The organism is Agrobacterium sp. B1(2019) (assembly GCF_008274755.1).
GTDB classification, from domain to species: Bacteria; Pseudomonadota; Alphaproteobacteria; order Rhizobiales; family Rhizobiaceae; genus Agrobacterium; species Agrobacterium salinitolerans.
In genome coordinates this window covers 2625216-2644968 of the sequence record NZ_VTPB01000001.1, presented here as the reverse complement: position 1 = coordinate 2644968, position 19753 = coordinate 2625216, and the positions used below count along the sequence as shown (strand labels likewise).

Sequence of the window (19753 nt, the reverse complement as noted above, 5' to 3'; positions counted from 1 at the left end):
CGGTCAATTGTGCGTGTTCGAACGCCCGCATGGCAAGGTATGTCGAAATCAGCGTTTCGAAAACGCGTTCGGACAGGTCAACTTCGCCGAAGCCAGATTGCGTCAGAGCTCGATGATCTGGCCATCCATGGCCGCGAACGCGCCGCTGAACTGGGCTTTCGCCTGTTTTTCGATATTTTCCAGTTCTTCGTCGCTGCGGCTTGGGGCGTGGTGGATGAAGCCGACATTTTTTGCGCCGGCGTGCTTGGCGAGGCGGATCGCCTGTTGCCAGGACGAATGGCCATAGCCGCGATAAAGGCTCATTTCCTCATCGGTGAACATGGCATCATAAAGGAAAAGATCGACGTCCCTGATCAGATCGAGCACAGTTTCGTCGATGCTGCCCGGCTCATGTTCGGTATCGGTGATGATGGCGAGGGACTTTCCTTCCCAGTCCAACCGGTATCCGACGGCGTTGCCGGGATGATTGAGCATTCCGGTCCTGATCGAAAGGCCGGGATGCACATCGAGCGCGTCACCCGGCATGAAGTCCCGCGTGTCGATTTTTGCGCAGCAAATTTCCAGCGGCACGGGGAACCACGGCGGGCTCATGAAGTCCTTGAGCATTTCCCGTGTGGTCATGGTGCCAGCGAGGTGACCAGACCAGATGGCGACATCGTTGGAGCTGTTATAAAAGGGCTTGAAATAGGGAAAGCCGACAATGTGGTCGTAATGACAATGCGAGAAGAACAGGTTGACGTCAGTAATGCCTTCCGCCCGCAGGGCAAGGCCAGCAGGATGCAAGCCGGAACCCGCATCGAACAAAAGAACGTGATCGCCGCATCTCACCTCAATGCAGATGGTATTCCCACCGTATTTTCGGAAGTTTTCACCTGAAACAGGAAGCGTTCCCCGCGCACCCCAGATTTTTACCCGAAAATTTCTATTACTTTCCCGACGTGTTGTGTCGGAATCCAACGCCATAGCACACCCCAATAACAACGGAATCTTGCACGCTTCCTCCCATGAAGCCCGTTGTCTCTATAGATTCTTATATCCGCCCTCGTAGGAGCGGCTGCCTTTACCCCTTATTCAGTCAGCATTTCATTTATATTGCAATAGTACGACATTTATTTTTCCAATATCGCCATTCACGGTAGCAAGGAATTGTTGATTATGTTTTGGCGGCCGCCCGTGCTTTGGTCAGTTCGGTCGTCGTCTGGGTGAGGCGTTCCGCCAGAACGCGCATGACCTTGATTGTGATGTCGGGGAAATCTGACATGAGCTTGAAAAACTGCTCCTTTCCGATGCGCAGGGCCTCGACATTGGTGGAGGCGCGAACGGTTGCGGTTCTGACGCTGTCGCAGAGGATGGCGATTTCGCCGACAATGGCGTTACCGGTCATTTCAGCCACTTTTAGCTTGCCCGAAGGGGAATCGACGAGAACATCGACTTTGCCAGTCAGGAGGACATAAGCCGCATCGCCGACATCTCCCTGATGAAACAGCACGTCGCCAGCATGATAGGATACCCGGTCGGACGCGAATGCGAGCAGCTTGAGCTTTGACGGCTCCATTTCCGAAAAAAACGGCACCCTTTTCAGCATCTGAATTTCGTCTTTAAACAGCATTGACTTACCCTGTTCTTGTTCCACCTCGGTCACATTCTTGAACTTATGTTGCGACCATGTCCTTGAATGTACCGTTTTCCTCGGCGAGAGTCTCGTAACTTCCGTCAGCCGTGATCAGGCCCTGGTGAACAACGATCACCCGCTCGAACATGCGTGAAAGATGTGCATTCGAGAGAACCCACATGATCGAGGGGTTATTGTTGTTCTGTTTCAGGAGTGTGATGACCCGTTCGACAATTTCTTCCTGCTGTCGGGGGTCGAGGCCGGGGAGGGGGCGGTTGAAGACGTAATAATCGGATTTGCGGATCAATGCGCGGGCAAGGTTGAGTTTCTGGCGTTGCAGCGGGCCAAGGCGCTTGCCGCCGGCGCCGAGGTTAAAGTCCAGCCCCACGGCCAGCACACGTTCATAGACACCCTGCTTGCGCATGACATCTGCGACGATGCGGGTGATGCGCCGTGAGGCGTCAGTATAGCGGTGACTGACCTTGCCGAAGAGAATATTGTCCAGCAGGCTGGTGGCGCTCATATATTTGGTCGGATCGTAGATTTCGATTACGTTTTTCAGGCTGTCGGGCAGGTTCTCGTGGAACATGTGCCGGACTTCGACGATCCGGTCCATGATCTCCGGTGACAGCAGGCCGAAACGCTGGCGAGGTTCTATGTAGAAAAAGCTCAACCGCAGCATTGCGCGCTTTTCACTTTCATTGGCCTCGTCGAAACCCTTTCCCTGAAGTCGTTGCAGCATCTGCTGATAGACCGGAATGTCGTCTGGCGTCATGAAGGTGAGCTGCTGGAAGAAGGGGTGGTCTCCTGGCAGATCGGCGAAGATTTCCACGATGTTCTCGGCAATCGTGTAGCCCATTTCGAACAGGGTTTTGACGAGGCCGGTTTCGCGCATCAGCGAACGGAAATAGTCGCTCTCGATGACGGTTCTGATTGTCTGGGAGGAGTCCCGCATGGTGCCGAACAGCAGGTTTTCGCCGACCGTCGCCTCGCTGTTATAGCTCTCCAGTTCAAAAGGTGCGATGAGTCCGCTCAGATTTTCCTTTTCCAGCTCGGTGCGCAGGACATGCCTGAGTTCCACCATGCGGGCGGCAAGATGCAGGTCCGTCAAAGGATCGATAGACGAACGCAGCGCAAATTCGAGAATATCCTGCGACAGTTCCACGCTGTCGAGGACGGCCAGAATGGCCCGGATGAGATTCTCCGGCTTGCCATCACCTGCAGGACTTGAGGCGTAGTCGATCCATTCGCTGTTGATATCGATCAGCAGATTGCCCGCCATCCTGGCTTCACGGATTTCCCACTTGCGGTGTTCCAACGCGGCGCCCTCATAGTTCTTGTCCGCAAGGGGGGCGTGTTTGAGGCCGTAAAGCAGATTGTCCTTCAGGCTGGCGTGGAAGAAATAGCTGTCGGAGGAGACGTAGGAAATGCGTCTTCCGGTCAGCGATTCCGGCAGTTCCAATATATCGACGTCATTGATGCTGATCTTGCCCGAGGTCGGCCAGAGCGTGCGGCCGATTGCATCCGCCAGCGCCTCGGCGCCTGAGCCGCCGACGATGGCGATAACCTCGCCCGGTTCGACCTTCAGTGATGCCTGTTCCAGAAGCCGGCTGCCGCTATCGTCCTCGAGCGTCAGATTGGCGACGACGATCGGGGCGGTGATCGCCGCGACTGCGCCGGGAGACAGTTTCTGCACCTTTTCGTCGATCATGTTCGGGGCGTCGAATTGCTCGAAGACCTGCTCGTATTTCACCTGCACGTCCTGACGCGCCTGATCCCAGTCAATCAGTTCTTTCAGGGGCCCCGGCAATTCCTTGTAGGCATTGATGACGGCGACCAGCTGCCCGACATCAAGGCTGCCCTTCAGTGTGAGATAACCGCCAAGCGCATAAAAGAAGAAGGGCGTGAGCTGGGCGAGGAAGTTATTGATGAACTTGACCAGGAACTTCCACTGATAGAGATCGTAGCGGATCTTGAAAATGTCGCCGAGCCGGTGCGCAGCATCCGCGCGCTCGTAATTGGACGTGTCATAGGCGTGGATGGTGCCGATACCGTCAACCATTTCGCCGATGCGCCCGGCAAGCTGGCGCGCACTCAGCTGCCGCTGACGTCCGAGTTCGATAAGGCGGCGGCGCATTTTGGGAATGATGCCTACCTGTATGGCGGCCATGAAAGCCGCGATCAGGCCCAGCCAGAAATTCTGCACGAGAATGAAGAAGAGCGCAGAGAGCGCCTGGCCGCCGAGAAGGGCCGGCTGCACGAAGGCGTCACCGGTAAATCCGCCGAGCGGTTCCACCTCGTCCTTCACCATGCTGGAGATTTCAGCGCCCTTGACCCGCTTGAAATGCGAGGGCGGGAAACGCAAAATCTTGTCGATGAGCTCGAAGCGGATACGTCGCAGAAGCCGTTCGCCTAGGCGGCCCTTATATGTGTTGATGTAATATTTGAAGAGCCCGTTGACGATAACAAGCGCAAGGAACGTCAGGCTTAGCGCCATCAGCATCGACATGCGGTCGAGTTCAAGCCCCGGGAATAATGTTACGGTGCCCCAATAGGGAATGTCGACCGTGAGATGCATGAAAAGCTGCGTCGCATTCGCCCCTTCGAAACCATCCCCCTGAATTGGGCCGTTGACGATCTGCTTGGGCAGATCGAAGGCGAGGAAATAGGGAATCATCGACAGAGCCACGATCAGCAGAATGAAAAGCTGCTGCCGCCTCGTGTGCGACCAGATATAACGCGTAAGGCTTTGTTCCATATAAAACTTCTATGACCTGTCGGGCGTGGCCCGGGGTGTTGGTTTGCGCGGTGTCTAGACGATCCTGCGGCCGGGTGGCGCAACCTCCTCCTGCAAATAGGTATGGGACTCGCTATTTATCAGTATATTCAAGCGGTTTCGAGCAAAATAGCGGCCCCACCGGGACTTGCCCGCCATCCCGGCGTTCGGTTTTACAACGCGTGGGCGGCAATGGATATAAATGCGACTATATTTTTAGACTTCTCTAATGTTGTTGTTTTTATTGTAGATCAGGCGGTAAGACGCTTCGATATAATGATCCCGTAATGGTTGAGCCAGATACTGGCGCAATGATGGCAAGGTCGATGGCGATAGATATTTCAGAGCGTACAGGCAGCGATCCGTCCCTTGATGCATTGTCGCTTTCCGGCATTGCCTTGAATGGGGCGGTTGCGCATCCGGTCTCTTTTGATGGGCTCACCGGGATTTTCCACCCGGCGCGCAAGGACGTCAGACAGCGCCATGCCGTTCTTTTCGTCAGCCCGTGGGGCATGGAGGAGCTGTGCAGCCGCAAGTTTCAACGGCTGCTGGCCGAGCGGTTGGCCGCTTGCGGTGTCGCCAGCCTGCGATTCGATTATCTGGGCGCGGGCGACGCCTTCGATCCTGATGATGCTGGCCGTGCAGCGGACTGGATTTCAGACGCGCGCATGGCGCTCAACCGTCTGAAGCGTGTTTCCGGCTGCGCCGAAGTGGTCGTTGTCGCTCAAGGTCTGGGCTGCCTTATCGCTGCGCAGGCGTTTGCCGATGTGCCCGATGTGAGTTCCATGGCGCTTCTGGCGCCGGTCGTTTCCGGCCGCGCCTATCTGCGTGAGTTGGCGATGTGGTCCTCCATGATCGATGACGGCCTCGGTCTTCGGCCTACGCAACGCATGGCGGAGGCGGGATCGATTGCCGGCATGGCCATGCCCGCCGGTGTTGCGGATGCGATCAGGAAGGCCAATCTTTCAAATCTGACCGCTGCTCCGGCGCACACCATTCTGGCGCTCTCCCGGCCAGGCCGCGTAACCGATGCCGATTTCGCCAGGCATCTCGTTGCGATTGGCGGTTCGGTGGAGGAGGCGGAGTTTTATGGTTACGACGATCTCGTCTCCAGCCCTACGCTCTCGAAAATATCCGACGATGTGGTCAACCGGCTGGTCGTTTGGATCCTATCCCAGACCCACGCCGAGAGTCCGGTGACCCCTGAGGAGGATTTCACCGTCAATGCTCCGCAGCGTGGGCGCGGTTTTATCGAGCAGCCGGTGCAATTTGGAGAAGGCGGGCGGCTTTTCGGTGTTTTTTGCGGGCCGGATGGCCGGGAGGCGGTTTCTTCGGTTCTTCTGCTTGGCGCCGCCTATGACCGGCATGCGGGCTGGGGCAGGCTTTCGGTGCAGATGGCCCGTGCATTGGCGCGCGAGGGGGTGGCATCTCTTCGCTTCGACGCCGCCAATATTGCCGACAGCCCTCCGGTCAAAAACGTGCCCGAGCAGGTTCTTTACGATACCGCGCAAAATGACGACGTGGCCGCCGCACTCGATTTTCTCGGCAAGCGTGGCAAGGGACCTTTCATTGCGGCGGGACGGTGCAGCGGCGCTTATCTCGCCTTCAACAGCGCAATCGCCGATGAGCGGATCGGCGCCGTGGTCGCGGTCAATCCGGTCGTCTTCCATTGGCGCAAAGGCCGCTCGGTGGATGAGGCCCTGCACAAACGCCCGCGTTCGTTCGGGGAATACAGCCAGCGCTTTCGACAGGGCGCGACATTCAAGCGTCTCATCAGCGGCGATGTCGATGTGGCAAGTGCGGGGCTGAATATCGTCAAGGCGACGATCAAGAGGCTTTCAACAAAAACGGCGAGGCTGTTCCGCAGGGGCAGCGAGGAAGGGCGTGCCGTCTATGGCGCGTTCGACACATTGAAAGCGAATGATACCGCCGTTCATCTGCTCTACAGCGACAACGACGATGGTCTGGAGCACTTCCAATATTACTTCGACGCCAATGGCAAAGGACTGGCGGCCTATAAGAACGTGTCGCTGACCATTATTCCCGATGCCGATCACAATCTTTCAACGCCGGAAGCCAGACAAGTCTATATCGACGCGGTGAAGCGGCTGGCTCTCGAGCATTTGCAGTAAAAATGCCTGGCCGTCTTCCCCTAGAAGGAAAATCGCCGGCTGGAACCCAATGATACGACCTCTCCGGAAGGAGGAGCTTCCGTCGCCGGGGTCTCCGGCAGGAGGCTGATTTTTCTCGTTTCGCCGGGGCCGAGATGGAACCAGTTTTCCGAGGCGTAATAATCCTGCACTTCGACATGGACGGATTGCGCCAGTCGGTCCGTGCCGATTTCAAGAGACCAGTTGCCGCTCGTTTCACTGATCGCGACCTGAAGGTTTGCGGCGTGCAGCGCCTTTCTACGGCCGAGAGGGAAATGGAATGCATCGGCGATCACATGTCCTGTCGCAATGTCGCGAAGCCGGGCGACGGTGACGTCATGGGATGGAGGGCCGAAACGATAGGCATAGGTCGTATCGAAAAAGGCGCCGAACAAATCTGTTGCGGCAATGGTCTGGCTCTGTCGGGGTAAAAGCGTGAGCGGTCGTTTGGCGTGGACAACGGGTTGCACACCTTCGCGCAGGCAGGTCAGTTCCAGCATGGCTTCGAGGTCGCCGCCGGTCTCGTTGATGAGGTGTATATCCAGCCCGTTCGTGCCCTCATCGGAAAAACTAACCTGAATGGGGCGGAACGCCCTTTTTAACGCGTGCCAGACGGATTTGGGCCGGCCGGTCGCATCGATGACACCCCAGCCTGCGCCGGGAACGAGATCTTGCAGGGTCCAGACCAGAGCGCCCTGACAGGAGGAGCCGCTGCGCCGCCATTCGGCGAAAGTCGCCTCCATGACCTCGGCTGTGGCGGCCCGGGACATGTCGAGATAAAGGCCGCCGTCTTCGCGACGCAGAACATCCGGTTCGACGCCGTAGAGCAGGTTCACATAATGGCCGCGAACATCCTCGAAGTCCCAGGATGCCCCACGATCCCGCGGTGCGCGCGCCTTCCATCGCGGATCGTGCACGGCCACGCCGGGTAGATATTTGTCCAGCGTTTCCTGTTCGGGAATATTGGCGAAGGCGAGGCATTCGGCGGCGAAGCGCAGATCGGCGCGGCGCGCATCTTCCAGCGGGCGGCAATAGGCGCCCACGCCGTAATAGTGGCCGACCCCGGCGTTGGGAAAGAAGGGCAATGCACCGCCGGAGGGGGAATTGGCGACATAGGCTGCATCCGGTCGTTTCTCGGCAAGGAGTTCCGGCAGAACCTCCTCGGTGAGCGTTCCCTTCCATATCTGTTCCGGCAGACCGAGCATCGCGCCCTGCTGGTACATTTCACTGCCGCCGCAGAAGACGGTGAGCGATGGAGAAAACGCGGTGGCTTCGAGGAACTGCGAGATTTCCGTGACGATATGCTGGCGCAGGCTCTCGTCCTTTGCCGGGTAATCGAAATTGGCGAGCATGGCGTCCTGCCAGACCATGATGCCGAGTTCGTCGCAAAGTGCGAAAAATTCCGGCGTCTCATAAGCCATTGTGCCGCCGATGCGGATCATGTTCATGCCGGCTTCCGCGGCTTTTCTAAGCCATGGCTCGTAGTCAGCCCCTGTTCCCGGCAGACGCACAATATCGGCCGTTGTCCAGACCGCGCCGCGGCAGAAGACCGGCTGACCGTTCACCTTGAGGCCGAAACCCTTACCGTCTTCGCCATGATCGATCTCGACCCGCCGGAAGCCGGTACGCCCCAGCCTATGTTGTTCGCCGTCCAGTTCCAAAAGCGTGTCGTGCAGCGCAGGCCTGCCATGGGTGTGCGGCCACCATGTTTCGACATCGGGTATGTGGAGCTCGCCGGAAAACTTGCCGTTCTCATCCTTGGAAAGATCGGCGCTATAACCCGCGCAGCCAAACCGTGCCGATTTTATGGGCCGGCTGGTTTCCAGCGCGATGGTGACAATCCCCGTTCCAGCCTCGTCCAGCGAAGATCGGAGCGTGCAAAGCACAGCTTCCTGTCTGATCAGACTGATGGGCCGCCATGGGCCGGCGGCGTGGATTTCCGGGCACCAGCCGGGCATGTAACCGAGTGCGGTGGTGCGGATCAGACGCAAACCCTGGGTATTCATCATCTGCGGCCGCCAGCGGGCGCGGGGGCCGGTTTTTTCAAGTCTCGGTGCAAGCGCCCGGAAGCAGATGCAAAGCTCGTCCGCGCCCGTGAGTTCGACCGGCACTTCCAGCCTTTCGAACATGCTCTGGCTCGCGGCGATCAGCTCGCCATTGAAGAAGATTTCAGCAATGGTGGAGAGACCATCGAAGCGCAGGGCGGCACGCTCCCGGGCATCGGAAATCATTGTCAGCCGGTACCAGGCATCCCTGTCATTGAGGGCGCGCGGAGAGAGACGGTCGAATTTTCCGGCCGCCTCCAGAGCCTGCGCCACGGTGCCGGGAACGGAAACGTGAAGGCTTTCGAGCGATGCGGGAATATCGGCCGGCGTCTCATAGGCATTGGCCGGTGTCAGCGTCAGCGTCCAGCCTTCACTCAGCGATTCCTCGCGTTCGCCGGGAAGATAAGTCCTCACGCGGCCTCGCTGGCATCAGTGAGTTTAGTCGAAAGCGCTTCCATTACGCCGTCCCATGCATCCGCTGCTGGATCGAGCACGGTGGCCAGTGCATCAAATTTGCGGCGGGTGACGGCGCGGGCAAGCTGGAACTGCACGGTCTTGGCAACCTCAGAAATCTTGAGCGCGTGGTCTCTTGCTTCAGAAAAACCGTCCGCGTCCAGCCATTCGAAGTGGCTTGCCGCCAGTTCGAAATTGGCGCCGAGCTGACGCAGTGTATTGAACGCGTATTTGTGAAAAAAACCGAAGGGTCGGTCGGCGACTTTTTCCACCTGCGCCGGAAAAACGCCGGCAAAAGCGCGGACCGGATTGGTGGAGGGCCGTCTGGAAAAATGGAACTTCAGGAGCCGTTCGGCCGTCTTGCGAATATGTGCGGGCGAGGGGCTGCTATCCGCGAATTTTGCAAATTCGGTATAGGGCAGGAAGGGTGGGTCGGTCTCGGCAAGATGGTGCTGGAACAGGCCGTCAAAATCTTCGCCTGCAAGGTGGAAGAAGCCGGCATTGTGGAAATAGTCGAGTTCGCGGTTTTCGAGGTCGAGCTGATTGATGGCGATGGTGGTCTTGCCGTGTTCTTTCCGATAGCCCACCCCATGGGTATCAGGCATATAGAAGCTGTCCATCTCGATCAGGCATATGCGGCCGCGTGCGAGCTGCGCCTCGATGTGATTTTCCACCCTGTCGAAGATCGCAAGCTCGGTGGTGCGAACGCCATAAAGCGCCTCGAGGTCTTCCAGCGGCACCTTGAAGAAGGTGAACTGGTCGCCTTCGAAATCCTGCGTCAGCGTGAAACCGAACATGGCCTCTGGCGGCAGACCCTTCGAGGCCAGCACCTCGATCCACAAATCGATGTAGCAATTGGTCTCCGGCCACATTCTCTCGGAGGAATGGAGCGGATGCTGCACATAGTCTTTAGGGTCGAGACCGGGAAAAATCTGCCGCATTGATAATCAGCCCCAGAGCGTTTCCACGACCTTCGCAGGCCATTTCTTCACGTCCAGGCCATGATGCGCAAACAGCGCCAGCGCGATGCGCTCAAGGCCGAAACCGACGCAGGCGGTATGGGCGACATCGCCATTATCGAGGTTCAGGCCCCACTTCTGGCCGAAGGCATCCTGGTGGTAATTGAAGCTCATGCAGGCTGTTGGGTTCGTCGTCGATGTGACCGGGATCAAGAGTTCGAATTTCAGGTTCTGGTCGCGCTGGTTGTTGGCGAGCATTTTTCCGGCGCGGCCGAAGAAGGGATCGTTGGCGATATCGATGGTGACGTCGAGCCCGACCGCTTTCATCATCTCCACGCCGCGATCCATCCAGGTCTGGCGGAATTCGGTGACGTTCGCCTCGGTGCCCATACAGACATATTCGCGCATGCGGAAAAGCTGCTGGCGCGCCGGATCCTTGGAAGGCTCATGGCGGAAGCAATAGGACTGGATGTCATAGAGACCGCCGCCGGCAGGTAGCGCGCCGCGCTTGGCGATCGTCGGATAGAGCGGGTAGCAGGCCGCCGGCGTCAGCACAATATCGGTGGCTTTCTGGTCCTTGGTCCAGTCGCCGCCCTCGTCCATCGTCTTCAGCAGGCTGACATGGTCGAGTTCACAGCCGCAAAAGGAATGGACCGTGCCGGCGAGCTGCGGGAAGCTCTTCATGTAACCGCTCTTTTCGAAATAGGCGCGGTTGATGCCGGGCGGGAAGCGGATCGCTTCGGCGCCGTCAGCGGCGCCTGTGCGGTCGATAAGCCGTTCGAAGGCGGCAATCACATCCTCGAACTGGCCGCTGCGTCCATAAAGACCGTCCACACCGGTTTCAATCAGCAGGCCTTCTTCGAACAGTCGATCGAGAAACGATGTTTGCATGTCCATGGTCTTATCCCAAGAGGCTGGTGTCCTGCTTGTGAACCAGCAGGAGATTGGCGGAATTGCCGAGAATGCGGTCGTTGGAAATCATCAATCGGGCGGAATGCGCATCACGCAGGTGTCGGCCGAGACTGTAGGGTGTGCCGTTTTTGTAGCCCATGATGCCGCAGACCAGCATGGCATGGTCGATGATCTCGAGAATGGTTTCCGAAGAGCAGATTTTCACATTGTTCATGGCGACGGCAAAGGCCATCGACATCAGTTTTTCGGGGTCACTCTTGGTGTCCTCGTAAGCCTTGATGCCGGCGATGATGTTGGATTTCACGACCTGCAGCTTGGTGGAAACTTCAGCAAGGCGGATTGCGCCGGGAGGAGCGGTGCCCGGCGATTTGCGCGCCGCGGCTCTGACGAAAGACTGGGCGCGCAGCACGGCGTCCGAGGCGATGCCGTACCAGACGGCGCTCCACAGGAGATGCGAGCTCGCAAGCATGGATTGTGCGGCGATTTCGGCAAAGGGTTTCGGAAATATCTGCGCCGCCGGCGCTTCGCCGCGGAACAGGAAACCATCCGAACAGGTGCCGCGCATGCCGAGCGTGTCCCACACATGGGTCTTTTCGAGCGTGTACTGGTTTTTCAGAAAGACCGTCATCACCTGATCGGCGGGTCCGGCGTCCTTGTGGGCGCGCGAGGTGATGAGGATGGCATCGGCATTGCTGCCATAGGAAATGACGGTGGCGTCCTTTTCCAGCCGGCAGAAATCGTCTTCGACTTCGATTGCGCAGATGGAGTTGCGTAGATTGCCACCGATGCCACCTTCTGTGGTGGCGGAGCCGAGCAGAAGCTGTTCGCTGGCGATGCGGCTCATGAAGCCGGCATGCCATGCGCTCGTCTCGCCATGTTCCACCAGGCTGGACGCCTTGATGTGGTGCATGGCGAAAATCATCGCGGTTGCCGAACAGGCCTGGCCGAGCCGGGCGCAGATATCGGCGATCTGCTGTAAGGAAGCGCTTTCGCCGCCCAGCGAAGAGGGGACCTGAATGCCGAGCAGACGTTCCTGTCGCAGCGCATCAACAGCTTCCTGCGGAAAGCGGCCGGTGACATCCACCGCATCTGCATGTCTGGCGGCAATTGCCGCGACACGGCCCGCGCGCGCGGACAGCGTTTCATCCTGCGGCGCTACGGTGACGTTCATCAGGCTGCCTCTTTACCATCCAGAATGAGCTTAACGGTGTCTTCAATCGCCCTGATGCTCGCAAAGGATTTGCGATTCAGGAGATTGTCGGGGAACTCGATGTCAAATGCCTCTTCGATGCCGAGCATCAATTGTACCGACGCAAAGGAAGAAAGGCCCGCCGCATAAAGATCGGCTTCGTCTGCAATCGTATCGACGGGGGTTGGAAGCTGGCCGAATTTTGCCAGTATTTCACGAATAGTCGCATTCATTCCGACGTATCTCCAATGAAATCAACATTAGGTAGGTTTGTGCTTATCGTTATGCTGCAAACGATAATATTCGCCTAAACCGTTAGGTTAATTACAACTAACGGCAGCATGCGACATTCCCGCACCTTTGCCAAGTATGGATCGTCGGCCTTGACAAATGCTGGGCGGTGTTTTTTGCTGGGACCATTCACCAGGGGTGTCCCGTCAAGGGGCTGAGATTCTGCTTTCATGCGCAGTGACCCGTTGAACCTGATCCAGTTCATACTGGCGTAGGGACGGTGCAAAGACCGAAGGTCGGGCGGGCGCATGACGTCGCGTTTCGGCAATTCGGTATTTTCCATCATTCCGGCTCGAACTGGGTCTCCACTGTCAAACTTTGGAGCCTCACGATGAATATCGCTGCCAAGAATATCCCGCTTGCCGTCACCACCGGGCCGCATGCCGCCTCCATGAAAATCCATAAACCCGGAATTTTACATCCGCATATTCGCGTGCCGATGCGCGAGATCGCCGTCCACCCGACGGCGGGCGAACCGCCGGTGACGGTCTATGATTCTTCCGGCCCCTATACCGATCCTGCCCATGCCGTTTTGATTGAAAAGGGTCTGCCGCGCCTGCGTCATGACTGGGTCGTGGCCCGCGGTGATGTTGAGGCTTATGAGGGGCGACACGTCAAGCCGGAGGATAACGGCTTTGCCACAGGCGAGCGCCTGACGCCTGAATTTGGCGTGCGTCATCAGCCGCTGAAAGCGATGGCGGGCAAGGCGGTGACGCAACTTGCCTATGCCAGGGCGGGCATTATCACGCCGGAAATGGAATTCATCGCCATCCGCGAAAATCTCGGGCGCGAGGCGGCGAAGGAGAAGCTGGCGCGCGACGGCGAGAGTTTCGGCGCACATATCCCGGACTATGTCACAGCGGAATTCGTGCGTCAGGAAGTGGCATCGGGCCGCGCCATCATTCCGGCCAATATCAACCACCCGGAACTTGAGCCGATGATCATCGGCCGTAATTTTCTCGTCAAGATCAACGCTAATATCGGCAATTCCGCCGTCACCTCCTCCATGGCGGAAGAGGTGGAGAAGATGGTTTGGGCCATCCGCTGGGGTGCGGATACCGTCATGGACCTGTCGACCGGCCGCAACATCCACAATATCCGCGAATGGATCATCCGCAATTCGCCGGTGCCGATCGGCACGGTGCCGCTTTATCAGGCGCTTGAGAAGGTCAACGGCATTGCCGAAAATCTGAACTGGGAAGTGTTCCGCGACACGCTGATCGAGCAGGCGGAACAGGGCGTGGATTATTTCACCATCCATGCCGGCGTGCGGCTGCATTACATCCCGCTCACCGTCAACCGCGTCACCGGCATCGTTTCGCGCGGCGGTTCGATCATGGCCAAGTGGTGTCTGCATCACCACAAGGAAAGTTTCCTTTATGAGCATTTCGACGAGATTTGCGACATTTGCCGCGCCTATGACGTCTCCTTCTCGCTTGGTGATGGCCTGCGTCCCGGTTCGATCGCCGACGCCAATGACGCGGCTCAGTTTGCCGAGCTGGAAACGCTGGGCGAGCTGACCCAGATCGCCTGGGCCAAGGACTGCCAGGTGATGATCGAAGGCCCCGGCCATGTGCCGATGCACAAGATCAAGGAGAATATGGACAAGCAGCTGAAGACCTGCGGCGAGGCGCCCTTCTATACGCTTGGACCTCTCACCACCGATATTGCGCCCGGTTACGACCATATCACCTCCGGCATCGGGGCGGCGATGATCGGGTGGTTCGGCACGGCCATGCTCTGCTACGTCACGCCCAAGGAACATCTCGGCCTGCCTGATCGTAACGATGTGAAGGTGGGTGTCATCACTTATAAGATCGCCGCGCACGCGGCCGATCTCGCCAAGGGCCATCCGGCGGCGCAGGTGCGGGACGATGCGCTGTCGCGCGCGCGGTTCGAGTTCCGTTGGGAGGACCAGTTCAACCTGTCGCTGGACCCGGATACGGCGCGCTCCTTCCATGACGAGACGTTGCCGAAGGAAGCGCACAAGGTCGCGCATTTCTGCTCCATGTGCGGGCCGAAATTCTGCTCGATGCGGATTTCCCACGATATCCGCGCCGAGGCGCAGAAGGAGGGGCTGGAGGCCATGGCCGCACGCTTCAAGGAAGGCGGTGAACTCTATATGCCGCTCGCAACGCCTGCGAATACCGAATAGCATGCGCATTCTGGTCAAGGGAACGGGGGTCGCCGGTTTGACGGCGGCCTTCGAGCTGGCGCGGAGCGGCATTACTGTCGAGGTCTGCGAGCGCAATGCCGAACCCTCTCGCGGTGCATCCTGGTATGCGGGCGGCATGTTGGCGCCCTGGTGCGAGCGTGAAAGCGCTGAAGCGGCGGTTCTGACGCTCGGTCAGGCGGCGCTCGACTGGTGGGATGAAGCGACACCCGGCCTTGTCGTGCGGCACGGTACGCTGGTCGTTGCGCCAGCCCGCGACAAGGTGGAGCTTTCGCGTTTCGCATCGCGGACCGCTGGCTATCGCTGGGTGGATGAGGGCGAAATCGCCGCGCTGGAGCCTGATCTTGCCGGGCGATTTCGTTCTGGGCTTTATTTCCCGGGCGAGGGGCACCTCGATCCGCGTCTTGCACTGAAATCGCTGCATGAGCGGCTCTGCACCATGGGTGTACGGTTCCATATGGGTATCCCGTTGGATGAGCGACCGTTTGATCGGGTGGTGGATTGCACCGGATCTGCGGCGGTGGGGGAGATTTCCAACCTGCGCGGCGTTCGGGGAGAGATGCTTTTTCTCTCCACGTCAGAAGTTTCCCTGTCCCGTCCGGTCCGGCTGCTGCATCCGCGCATTCCGCTCTACATCGTGCCGCGCGAGCCGGGTCGTTTCATGGTGGGCGCAACGATGATCGAGACGGAAGATGCGGGCGCCATTTCCGCCCGCTCGATGATGGAGTTCCTGAATGCCGCCTATGCCGTGCATCCGGCCTTTGCGGAAGCGGAAATCATCGAAACCGGCACGGGCGTGCGTCCGGCCTATCCCGACAATCTGCCGAAAGTCACTGAAAACGGCAGGACCATCGTCATCAACGGCGCGCACCGGCACGGCTTTCTGCTCTCGCCGACCATGGCGCGGCAGGCGGCGCGGATCGTTGGCCAAAATCTATCTCAAAAGGAACATGATCATGAAACTTCTTGTCAATGGTGACGAGCTTGATCTCGCCGCCGAGACGCTGGCCGGCCTGCTTGCCAGCCTCGAATACGAAGGCGATTGGCTGGCGACGGCGGTCAATGGCGATCTGGTGCATTCTGAAGAGCGCGCCGATTATAGGTTGAAGGCCTTTGACCGTATCGAAATCCTCTCGCCGATGCAGGGAGGCTGAAACCATGCTGACGCTCTATGGCCGCGAGGTCTCATCCCGTCTCCTGCTCGGCACAGCGCGCTATCCGTCTCCTGCCGTGCTTGCCGACGCCGTGCGGGCGAGCAACACAGATATTCTGACAATTTCGCTGCGCCGGGAAACGGCGGGCGGCAAGAAGGGCGGTCAGTTTTTCGAGCTTATCCGCGAGCTGGGCCGCCAAATTCTGCCCAATACCGCCGGTTGCCACACGGTGAAGGAAGCGGTGCTGACGGCAAAGATGGCCCGCGAGGTGTTCCGCACCAACTGGATCAAGCTGGAGGTCATCGGTCATCACGACACGCTGCAGCCCGATGTCTTCGCACTTGTCGAGGCGGCGAAAATCCTCTGCGACGATGGTTTCGAGGTCTTTCCATATACGACAGACGATCTGGTTGTTGCCGAAAAGCTGCTGGAGGCGGGCTGCAAGGTGTTGATGCCGTGGTGCGCGCCGATTGGCAGCGCCATGGGACCGCTCAATCTGACGGCGCTGAAATCCATGCGGGCGCGTTTCCCGGATGTGCCGCTGATTGTCGATGCCGGTATCGGCCGCCCGTCGCATACGGTCACGGTGATGGAGCTTGGTTACGATGCCGTTCTGCTCAACACGGCGGTGGCGGGTGCGGGTGATCCGGTCGGCATGGCGGAGGCTTTCGCCCGCGCCATAAAAGCCGGCCATCAGGCATATCTCTCCGGGCCGCTGGAGCCGAGGGACATGGCCGTTCCCTCGACGCCGGTGATCGGAACGGCTGTTTTTTCCTGATCGCGGCTTGTCGTCGACATCAGGCACGTCACGTTTTGCGTTGACAGTGCCTGATGGTGGCGGGATACCGGGAGAAAAGGGAAACAGCATGGCGGCACTCACCAATCTTCTGACGGATATCGGCGGCGTTTCGGTCGGCAATGTCACCGATCTTGCTCTTGGCTCCGGTGTTACGGCGATTGTTTTCGACAAGCCCGCCATTGCTTCCGGTTCTGTTTTGGGTGGTGCGCCGGGCGGGCGCGATACCGGCCTGCTCGACCCGGCTATGACAGTGGAAACGGTGGATGCCTTCGTGCTGTCAGGTGGTTCGGCCTTCGGGCTGGATGCGGCGGGCGGCGTTCAGGCCGGGCTGCGCGAAATCGGACGCGGCCTGCAGGTGGGTTCCACCCGCGTTCCCATCGTACCGCAGGCGATCCTGATGGATCTGCTGAATGGCGGCGACAAGGATTGGGGTCTGCATTCGCCCTATCGCGAGATGGGATATGCGGCCTTCAAGGCGGCGCGTGCGACACCTTTCGAGCTTGGAACAGCCGGGGCTGGAACGGGTGCGACGACCGCCACCTTCAAGGGCGGGCTCGGTTCGGCAAGCGCCGTCAGTTCCGGCGGTTATAAGGTGGCGGCCATCGTTGCCGTCAATGCGCTCGGCTCGGCAACCGTTGGAACGAGCCGCCATTTCTGGTCCGCGCCGTTTGAAGCGCAGGGTGAATATGGCGATTGCGGTTTTCCTGATCGTTTCGAGCCGGATCATACCGCGCTGCGCCTCAAGGGGGTCAATCTCACGGCAACGACCATCGGTGCGGTGGTGACGGATGCCGCGCTCACCAAGGCGCAGGCGCATCGCCTTTCCATCATGGCGCATGATGGGCTGGCGCGCGCCGTTCTGCCCGCCCATCTGCCAAGTGATGGCGACACGATGTTCGCGGCCTCAACCGGTGAAAAGCCGCTTGAGGGCGGCATTCATTTCGCCGAACTTTGCCATCTTGCCGCGATCGTGATGGCGCGCGCGGTGGCGCGTGGCGTCTATGAGGCGACGGCCTTGCCGGTGTATGGAGCGCAAAGGGCCTATCGCGATCTTCATGGACGGAGCCTTTGAACGATGAGTGAGGCCCTCGCTCCACTAAAACCTGTTCTTCGTATCGATTTTCCGCCCGGAGAGCGATTGGGGCACGGCAAGATCGAATTGATGGAGCTGATTGTCGAGACCGGCTCCATCTCTGCCGCCGGGCGGGCGATGGACATGTCCTATCGTCGCGCATGGCTGCTGGTGGATGCGCTGAACCATATGTTCCGGCAACCGGTTATTGAATCACAGCGCGGCGGCAAACAGGGCGGTGGTGCGGCATTGACCGCTTTCGGCGCCGAATTGCTGGAACGCTATCGCGGCATGCAAAAGCGAATGAACGAAGCTTTGCGCGCCGATATCGACTGGCTGGAGGCCAATCGCAATCCTGATGCGGCCCCTAATAGGGATCAAGAGCCGCCGACTTTATGATCGCATGCACCGGCTTTCCGGGTTCCAGCTGCAGCCTCTCGCGTGAGAGATCGGTGATGCGCGACTGGATGATGTCGCCGCCGCAATCCACCTGAACCGTGACCATGCCGTCTTCAATGGCCGAGACGGTTGCGACACGACCCTCGAGAATGTTGAGGGCGCTCAAGCCTTCGGGTTTTACGGTTGCCAGCATCACATCACGCGCCGGTATGAGCACCCGCGCCGGGCTGCCGTCCGTTCCGTTTTTTGCCGGAACATGGAGCAGCATGGTCTTCAGCCTCACGGCGGCAAGTCCGTGCCGCTTATCAAAACTTTCAATGTGCCCGGAAAGAATGCTGCCAGCCTCACGACGTTCGAGATGCATGCTGAAATCCGGTCTCGCCAGCACCTCGGCCGCTTTTCCCTGCGCTTCCACCTTGCCGTCCTTCATCACCACGATGCGGTCTGCGAGGCGGGCGACCTCCTGAATAGAGTGGCTGACATAGACAACAGGGATTTTCGTCTCGTCGCGCAGCCGTTCGAGATAAGGAATGATCTCGGCTTTCCGCTGTTCGTCCAGCGAGGCGAGCGGTTCGTCCATCAGCAGCAGTCTGGGGGAAGAAAGCAGTGCGCGGCCGATGGCAACGCGCTGTTTTTCGCCGCCCGAGAGTTTGTTTGGACGCCGCTGCAAGAGATGGCCGATGCCGAGCATGTCGACGATATGGTCTTCCTGCGCGACCGTCGTTTTGTCTGCGGTGAACCAGCTGCCGTAGTGCAGGTTTTGCGCCACGCTGAGATGTGGGAAAAGCCGCGCCTCCTGAAAGACATAACCAAAACGGCGTTTATGGGCCGGCACGAACAGTCGCTTTTCGCTATCGGCCAGCACCTCCCCATCCAGCAAAACCTGCCCCTCATCCGGTCGCAGCAGGCCTGCTATGATACGGATCATCGAGGTCTTGCCGGAACCGGAGCGTCCGAACAGCGCGGTGACGCCGCCTTGCGAGGTGAATGACGCATCGAGTTCGAAGGAGCCGAGGCGATGGTGGGTGGTGACCGAAAGCGTCATTCCATGCTCACCCGTTTGCCGATGATGCGGGCCAGAAACTCCGAGACAAGCAAGGCGAGCATGGAAATCACGATGGAGACAATGGTCAGCCGCAATGCGCCAGCATCGCCGCCCGGAACCTGCGTGAAGGTATAGATGGCGGCGGAGAGTGTTTGGGTTTCACCGGGAATATTGGAAACGAAGGTGATGGTCGCGCCGAATTCGCCCATGGCCTTGGCGAAAGCGAGGATCATGCCGGCGATGATACCGGGCAAGGTGAGCGGCAAAGTGACGGTGAGAAACACCCAGAGGGGACTTGCCCCGAGCGTTCCTGCCGCTTCCTCCAGCTTGCGGTCCACCGCTTCGATGGAGAGCCGGATGGAACGCACCATCAGCGGAAATGCCATCACGGCGCAGGCGAGCGCCGCCCCGGTCCAGCGGAAGGAAAAGACGATGCCGAACCAGCTATCGAGAAATTGCCCGATTGCGCCCCGGCGGCCGAAGAGGACAAGTAGCAGAAAGCCGGTGACGACGGGCGGCAGGATGAGCGGCAGGTGGACGATGCCGTTAAGAAGCGATTTGCCCCAGAATCGGCCGCGCGCCAGCGCCACGGCAACCGCAATGCCGAAAGGCAGGCTGGCGAGCATGGCGATGGAGGACACCCACAGGCTGAGCCTGATTGCCGTCCATTCTTCAGGGCTGAGTGTCCACCAAGGCAATGCCATATCCTGCAATCGTCATCTCT

The 19753-nt window shown here is 59.0% G+C and carries 17 protein-coding genes and 1 riboswitch; of the genes, 7 read left to right on the top strand and 10 right to left on the bottom strand.

Annotated features, from left to right (window positions below; all coding sequences use genetic code 11):
* Nucleotides 1-102 precede the first annotated feature (102 nt).
* The 3 genes from AGR1_RS13250 to AGR1_RS13240 all read right to left on the bottom strand — a co-directional run bounded on the left by AGR1_RS13250 (nt 103) and on the right by AGR1_RS13240 (nt 4370).
* Nucleotides 103-963 carry an MBL fold metallo-hydrolase gene (locus tag AGR1_RS13250; protein ID WP_149147093.1) on the bottom strand — a complete coding sequence of 287 codons (861 nt, stop codon included), beginning with the start codon at nt 961-963 and terminating at the stop codon, nt 103-105.
* A 190-nt stretch (nt 964-1153) separates the two neighbouring features.
* Complete coding sequence (locus tag AGR1_RS13245; RefSeq protein WP_149147092.1) at nt 1154-1609, bottom strand: cyclic nucleotide-binding domain-containing protein; 456 nt, start codon at nt 1607-1609, stop codon at nt 1154-1156.
* Nucleotides 1610-1652: 43 nt separating this feature from the next.
* Complete coding sequence (locus AGR1_RS13240; protein ID WP_080792595.1) at nt 1653-4370, bottom strand: ABC transporter ATP-binding protein; 2718 nt, start codon at nt 4368-4370, stop codon at nt 1653-1655.
* A 344-nt stretch (nt 4371-4714) separates the two neighbouring features.
* Between AGR1_RS13240 and AGR1_RS13235 the strand changes: the two genes are divergently transcribed.
* Nucleotides 4715-6520 (top strand): alpha/beta hydrolase, encoded by a 1806-nt coding sequence (locus AGR1_RS13235; RefSeq protein WP_187772184.1) that lies wholly within the window; start codon nt 4715-4717, stop codon nt 6518-6520.
* A gap of 20 nt (nt 6521-6540) precedes the next feature.
* Here AGR1_RS13235 and AGR1_RS13230 read toward each other — a convergent pair whose 3' ends face one another.
* Genes AGR1_RS13230 through AGR1_RS13210 form a run of 5 tightly spaced genes read right to left on the bottom strand, consistent with a single transcriptional unit; the run spans nt 6541 to nt 12329 of the window.
* Nucleotides 6541-8997, bottom strand: coding sequence for a glycoside hydrolase family 2 protein (locus AGR1_RS13230; RefSeq protein ID WP_149147090.1), 2457 nt, complete (start codon nt 8995-8997; stop codon nt 6541-6543).
* Nucleotides 8994-9977: a DUF1839 family protein gene (locus AGR1_RS13225; RefSeq protein WP_149147089.1), complete on the bottom strand. Its 984-nt coding sequence runs from the start codon at nt 9975-9977 to the stop codon at nt 8994-8996. Before AGR1_RS13225 ends, AGR1_RS13230 begins: the two co-directional genes overlap by 4 nt.
* 6 nt (nt 9978-9983) lie before the next feature.
* Nucleotides 9984-10892 carry an amino acid--[acyl-carrier-protein] ligase gene (locus AGR1_RS13220; protein ID WP_149147088.1) on the bottom strand — a complete coding sequence of 303 codons (909 nt, stop codon included), beginning with the start codon at nt 10890-10892 and terminating at the stop codon, nt 9984-9986.
* A 4-nt stretch (nt 10893-10896) separates the two neighbouring features.
* Nucleotides 10897-12078 carry an acyl-CoA dehydrogenase family protein gene (locus AGR1_RS13215; RefSeq protein ID WP_080792613.1) on the bottom strand — a complete coding sequence of 394 codons (1182 nt, stop codon included), beginning with the start codon at nt 12076-12078 and terminating at the stop codon, nt 10897-10899.
* The gene (locus tag AGR1_RS13210) at nt 12078-12329 is read right to left on the bottom strand and encodes an acyl carrier protein (protein ID WP_003521307.1); all 252 of its coding nucleotides are present in this window, start codon (nt 12327-12329) and stop codon (nt 12078-12080) included. Before AGR1_RS13210 ends, AGR1_RS13215 begins: the two co-directional genes overlap by 1 nt.
* A 182-nt stretch (nt 12330-12511) precedes the next feature.
* A riboswitch (TPP riboswitch) is annotated at nt 12512-12623 on the top strand.
* A gap of 95 nt (nt 12624-12718) precedes the next feature.
* Here AGR1_RS13210 and thiC point away from each other — a divergent pair.
* The 6 genes from thiC to AGR1_RS13180 all read left to right on the top strand — a co-directional run bounded on the left by thiC (nt 12719) and on the right by AGR1_RS13180 (nt 17984).
* On the top strand, nt 12719-14542 hold the full coding sequence (gene thiC, locus AGR1_RS13205; RefSeq protein WP_080792615.1) for a phosphomethylpyrimidine synthase ThiC: 1824 nt from the start codon (nt 12719-12721) through the stop codon (nt 14540-14542).
* A gap of 1 nt (nt 14543) precedes the next feature.
* Nucleotides 14544-15539 carry a glycine oxidase ThiO gene (gene thiO / locus AGR1_RS13200; protein ID WP_080792617.1) on the top strand — a complete coding sequence of 332 codons (996 nt, stop codon included), beginning with the start codon at nt 14544-14546 and terminating at the stop codon, nt 15537-15539.
* Nucleotides 15517-15714 carry a sulfur carrier protein ThiS gene (gene thiS / locus AGR1_RS13195; protein WP_080793396.1) on the top strand — a complete coding sequence of 66 codons (198 nt, stop codon included), beginning with the start codon at nt 15517-15519 and terminating at the stop codon, nt 15712-15714. Before thiO ends, thiS begins: the two co-directional genes overlap by 23 nt.
* A 4-nt stretch (nt 15715-15718) precedes the next feature.
* Nucleotides 15719-16492 (top strand): thiazole synthase, encoded by a 774-nt coding sequence (locus AGR1_RS13190; protein ID WP_080792618.1) that lies wholly within the window; start codon nt 15719-15721, stop codon nt 16490-16492.
* A gap of 88 nt (nt 16493-16580) precedes the next feature.
* Entirely contained in the window at nt 16581-17585 is a 1005-nt protein-coding gene (locus tag AGR1_RS13185) for a P1 family peptidase (protein ID WP_149147087.1), read from the top strand.
* Between the two features lie 3 nt (nt 17586-17588).
* Nucleotides 17589-17984 (top strand): winged helix-turn-helix domain-containing protein, encoded by a 396-nt coding sequence (locus tag AGR1_RS13180; protein ID WP_026363776.1) that lies wholly within the window; start codon nt 17589-17591, stop codon nt 17982-17984.
* Here AGR1_RS13180 and modC read toward each other — a convergent pair.
* Entirely contained in the window at nt 17953-19029 is a 1077-nt protein-coding gene (modC, locus tag AGR1_RS13175; RefSeq protein ID WP_080792622.1) for a molybdenum ABC transporter ATP-binding protein, read from the bottom strand. The genes AGR1_RS13180 and modC overlap by 32 nt on opposite strands.
* Nucleotides 19026-19733, bottom strand: coding sequence for a molybdate ABC transporter permease subunit (gene modB, locus AGR1_RS13170; RefSeq protein WP_080792624.1), 708 nt, complete (start codon nt 19731-19733; stop codon nt 19026-19028). The genes modC and modB overlap by 4 nt, the downstream gene beginning before the upstream one ends.
* Nucleotides 19734-19753 lie beyond the last annotated feature (20 nt).

Bases quoted from the DNA above. Each gene is read 5' to 3' on its own strand.
- AGR1_RS13250 (WP_149147093.1), bottom strand. From the start codon at position 963: ATGGCGTTGGATTCCGACACAACACGTCGGGAAAGTAATAGAAATTTT.
- AGR1_RS13245 (WP_149147092.1), bottom strand. From the start codon at position 1,609: ATGCTGTTTAAAGACGAAATTCAGATGCTGAAAAGGGTGCCGTTTTTT.
- AGR1_RS13240 (WP_080792595.1), bottom strand. From the start codon at position 4,370: ATGGAACAAAGCCTTACGCGTTATATCTGGTCGCACACGAGGCGGCAG.
- AGR1_RS13235 (WP_187772184.1), top strand. From the start codon at position 4,715: ATGGCGATAGATATTTCAGAGCGTACAGGCAGCGATCCGTCCCTTGAT.
- AGR1_RS13225 (WP_149147089.1), bottom strand. From the start codon at position 9,977: ATGCGGCAGATTTTTCCCGGTCTCGACCCTAAAGACTATGTGCAGCAT.
- AGR1_RS13220 (WP_149147088.1), bottom strand. From the start codon at position 10,892: ATGGACATGCAAACATCGTTTCTCGATCGACTGTTCGAAGAAGGCCTG.
- AGR1_RS13215 (WP_080792613.1), bottom strand. From the start codon at position 12,078: ATGAACGTCACCGTAGCGCCGCAGGATGAAACGCTGTCCGCGCGCGCG.
- AGR1_RS13210 (WP_003521307.1), bottom strand. From the start codon at position 12,329: ATGAATGCGACTATTCGTGAAATACTGGCAAAATTCGGCCAGCTTCCA.
- thiC (WP_080792615.1), top strand. From the start codon at position 12,719: ATGAATATCGCTGCCAAGAATATCCCGCTTGCCGTCACCACCGGGCCG.
- thiO (WP_080792617.1), top strand. From the start codon at position 14,544: ATGCGCATTCTGGTCAAGGGAACGGGGGTCGCCGGTTTGACGGCGGCC.
- thiS (WP_080793396.1), top strand. From the start codon at position 15,517: ATGAAACTTCTTGTCAATGGTGACGAGCTTGATCTCGCCGCCGAGACG.
- AGR1_RS13190 (WP_080792618.1), top strand. From the start codon at position 15,719: ATGCTGACGCTCTATGGCCGCGAGGTCTCATCCCGTCTCCTGCTCGGC.
- AGR1_RS13185 (WP_149147087.1), top strand. From the start codon at position 16,581: ATGGCGGCACTCACCAATCTTCTGACGGATATCGGCGGCGTTTCGGTC.
- AGR1_RS13180 (WP_026363776.1), top strand. From the start codon at position 17,589: ATGAGTGAGGCCCTCGCTCCACTAAAACCTGTTCTTCGTATCGATTTT.
- modC (WP_080792622.1), bottom strand. From the start codon at position 19,029: ATGACGCTTTCGGTCACCACCCACCATCGCCTCGGCTCCTTCGAACTC.
- modB (WP_080792624.1), bottom strand. From the start codon at position 19,733: ATGGCATTGCCTTGGTGGACACTCAGCCCTGAAGAATGGACGGCAATC.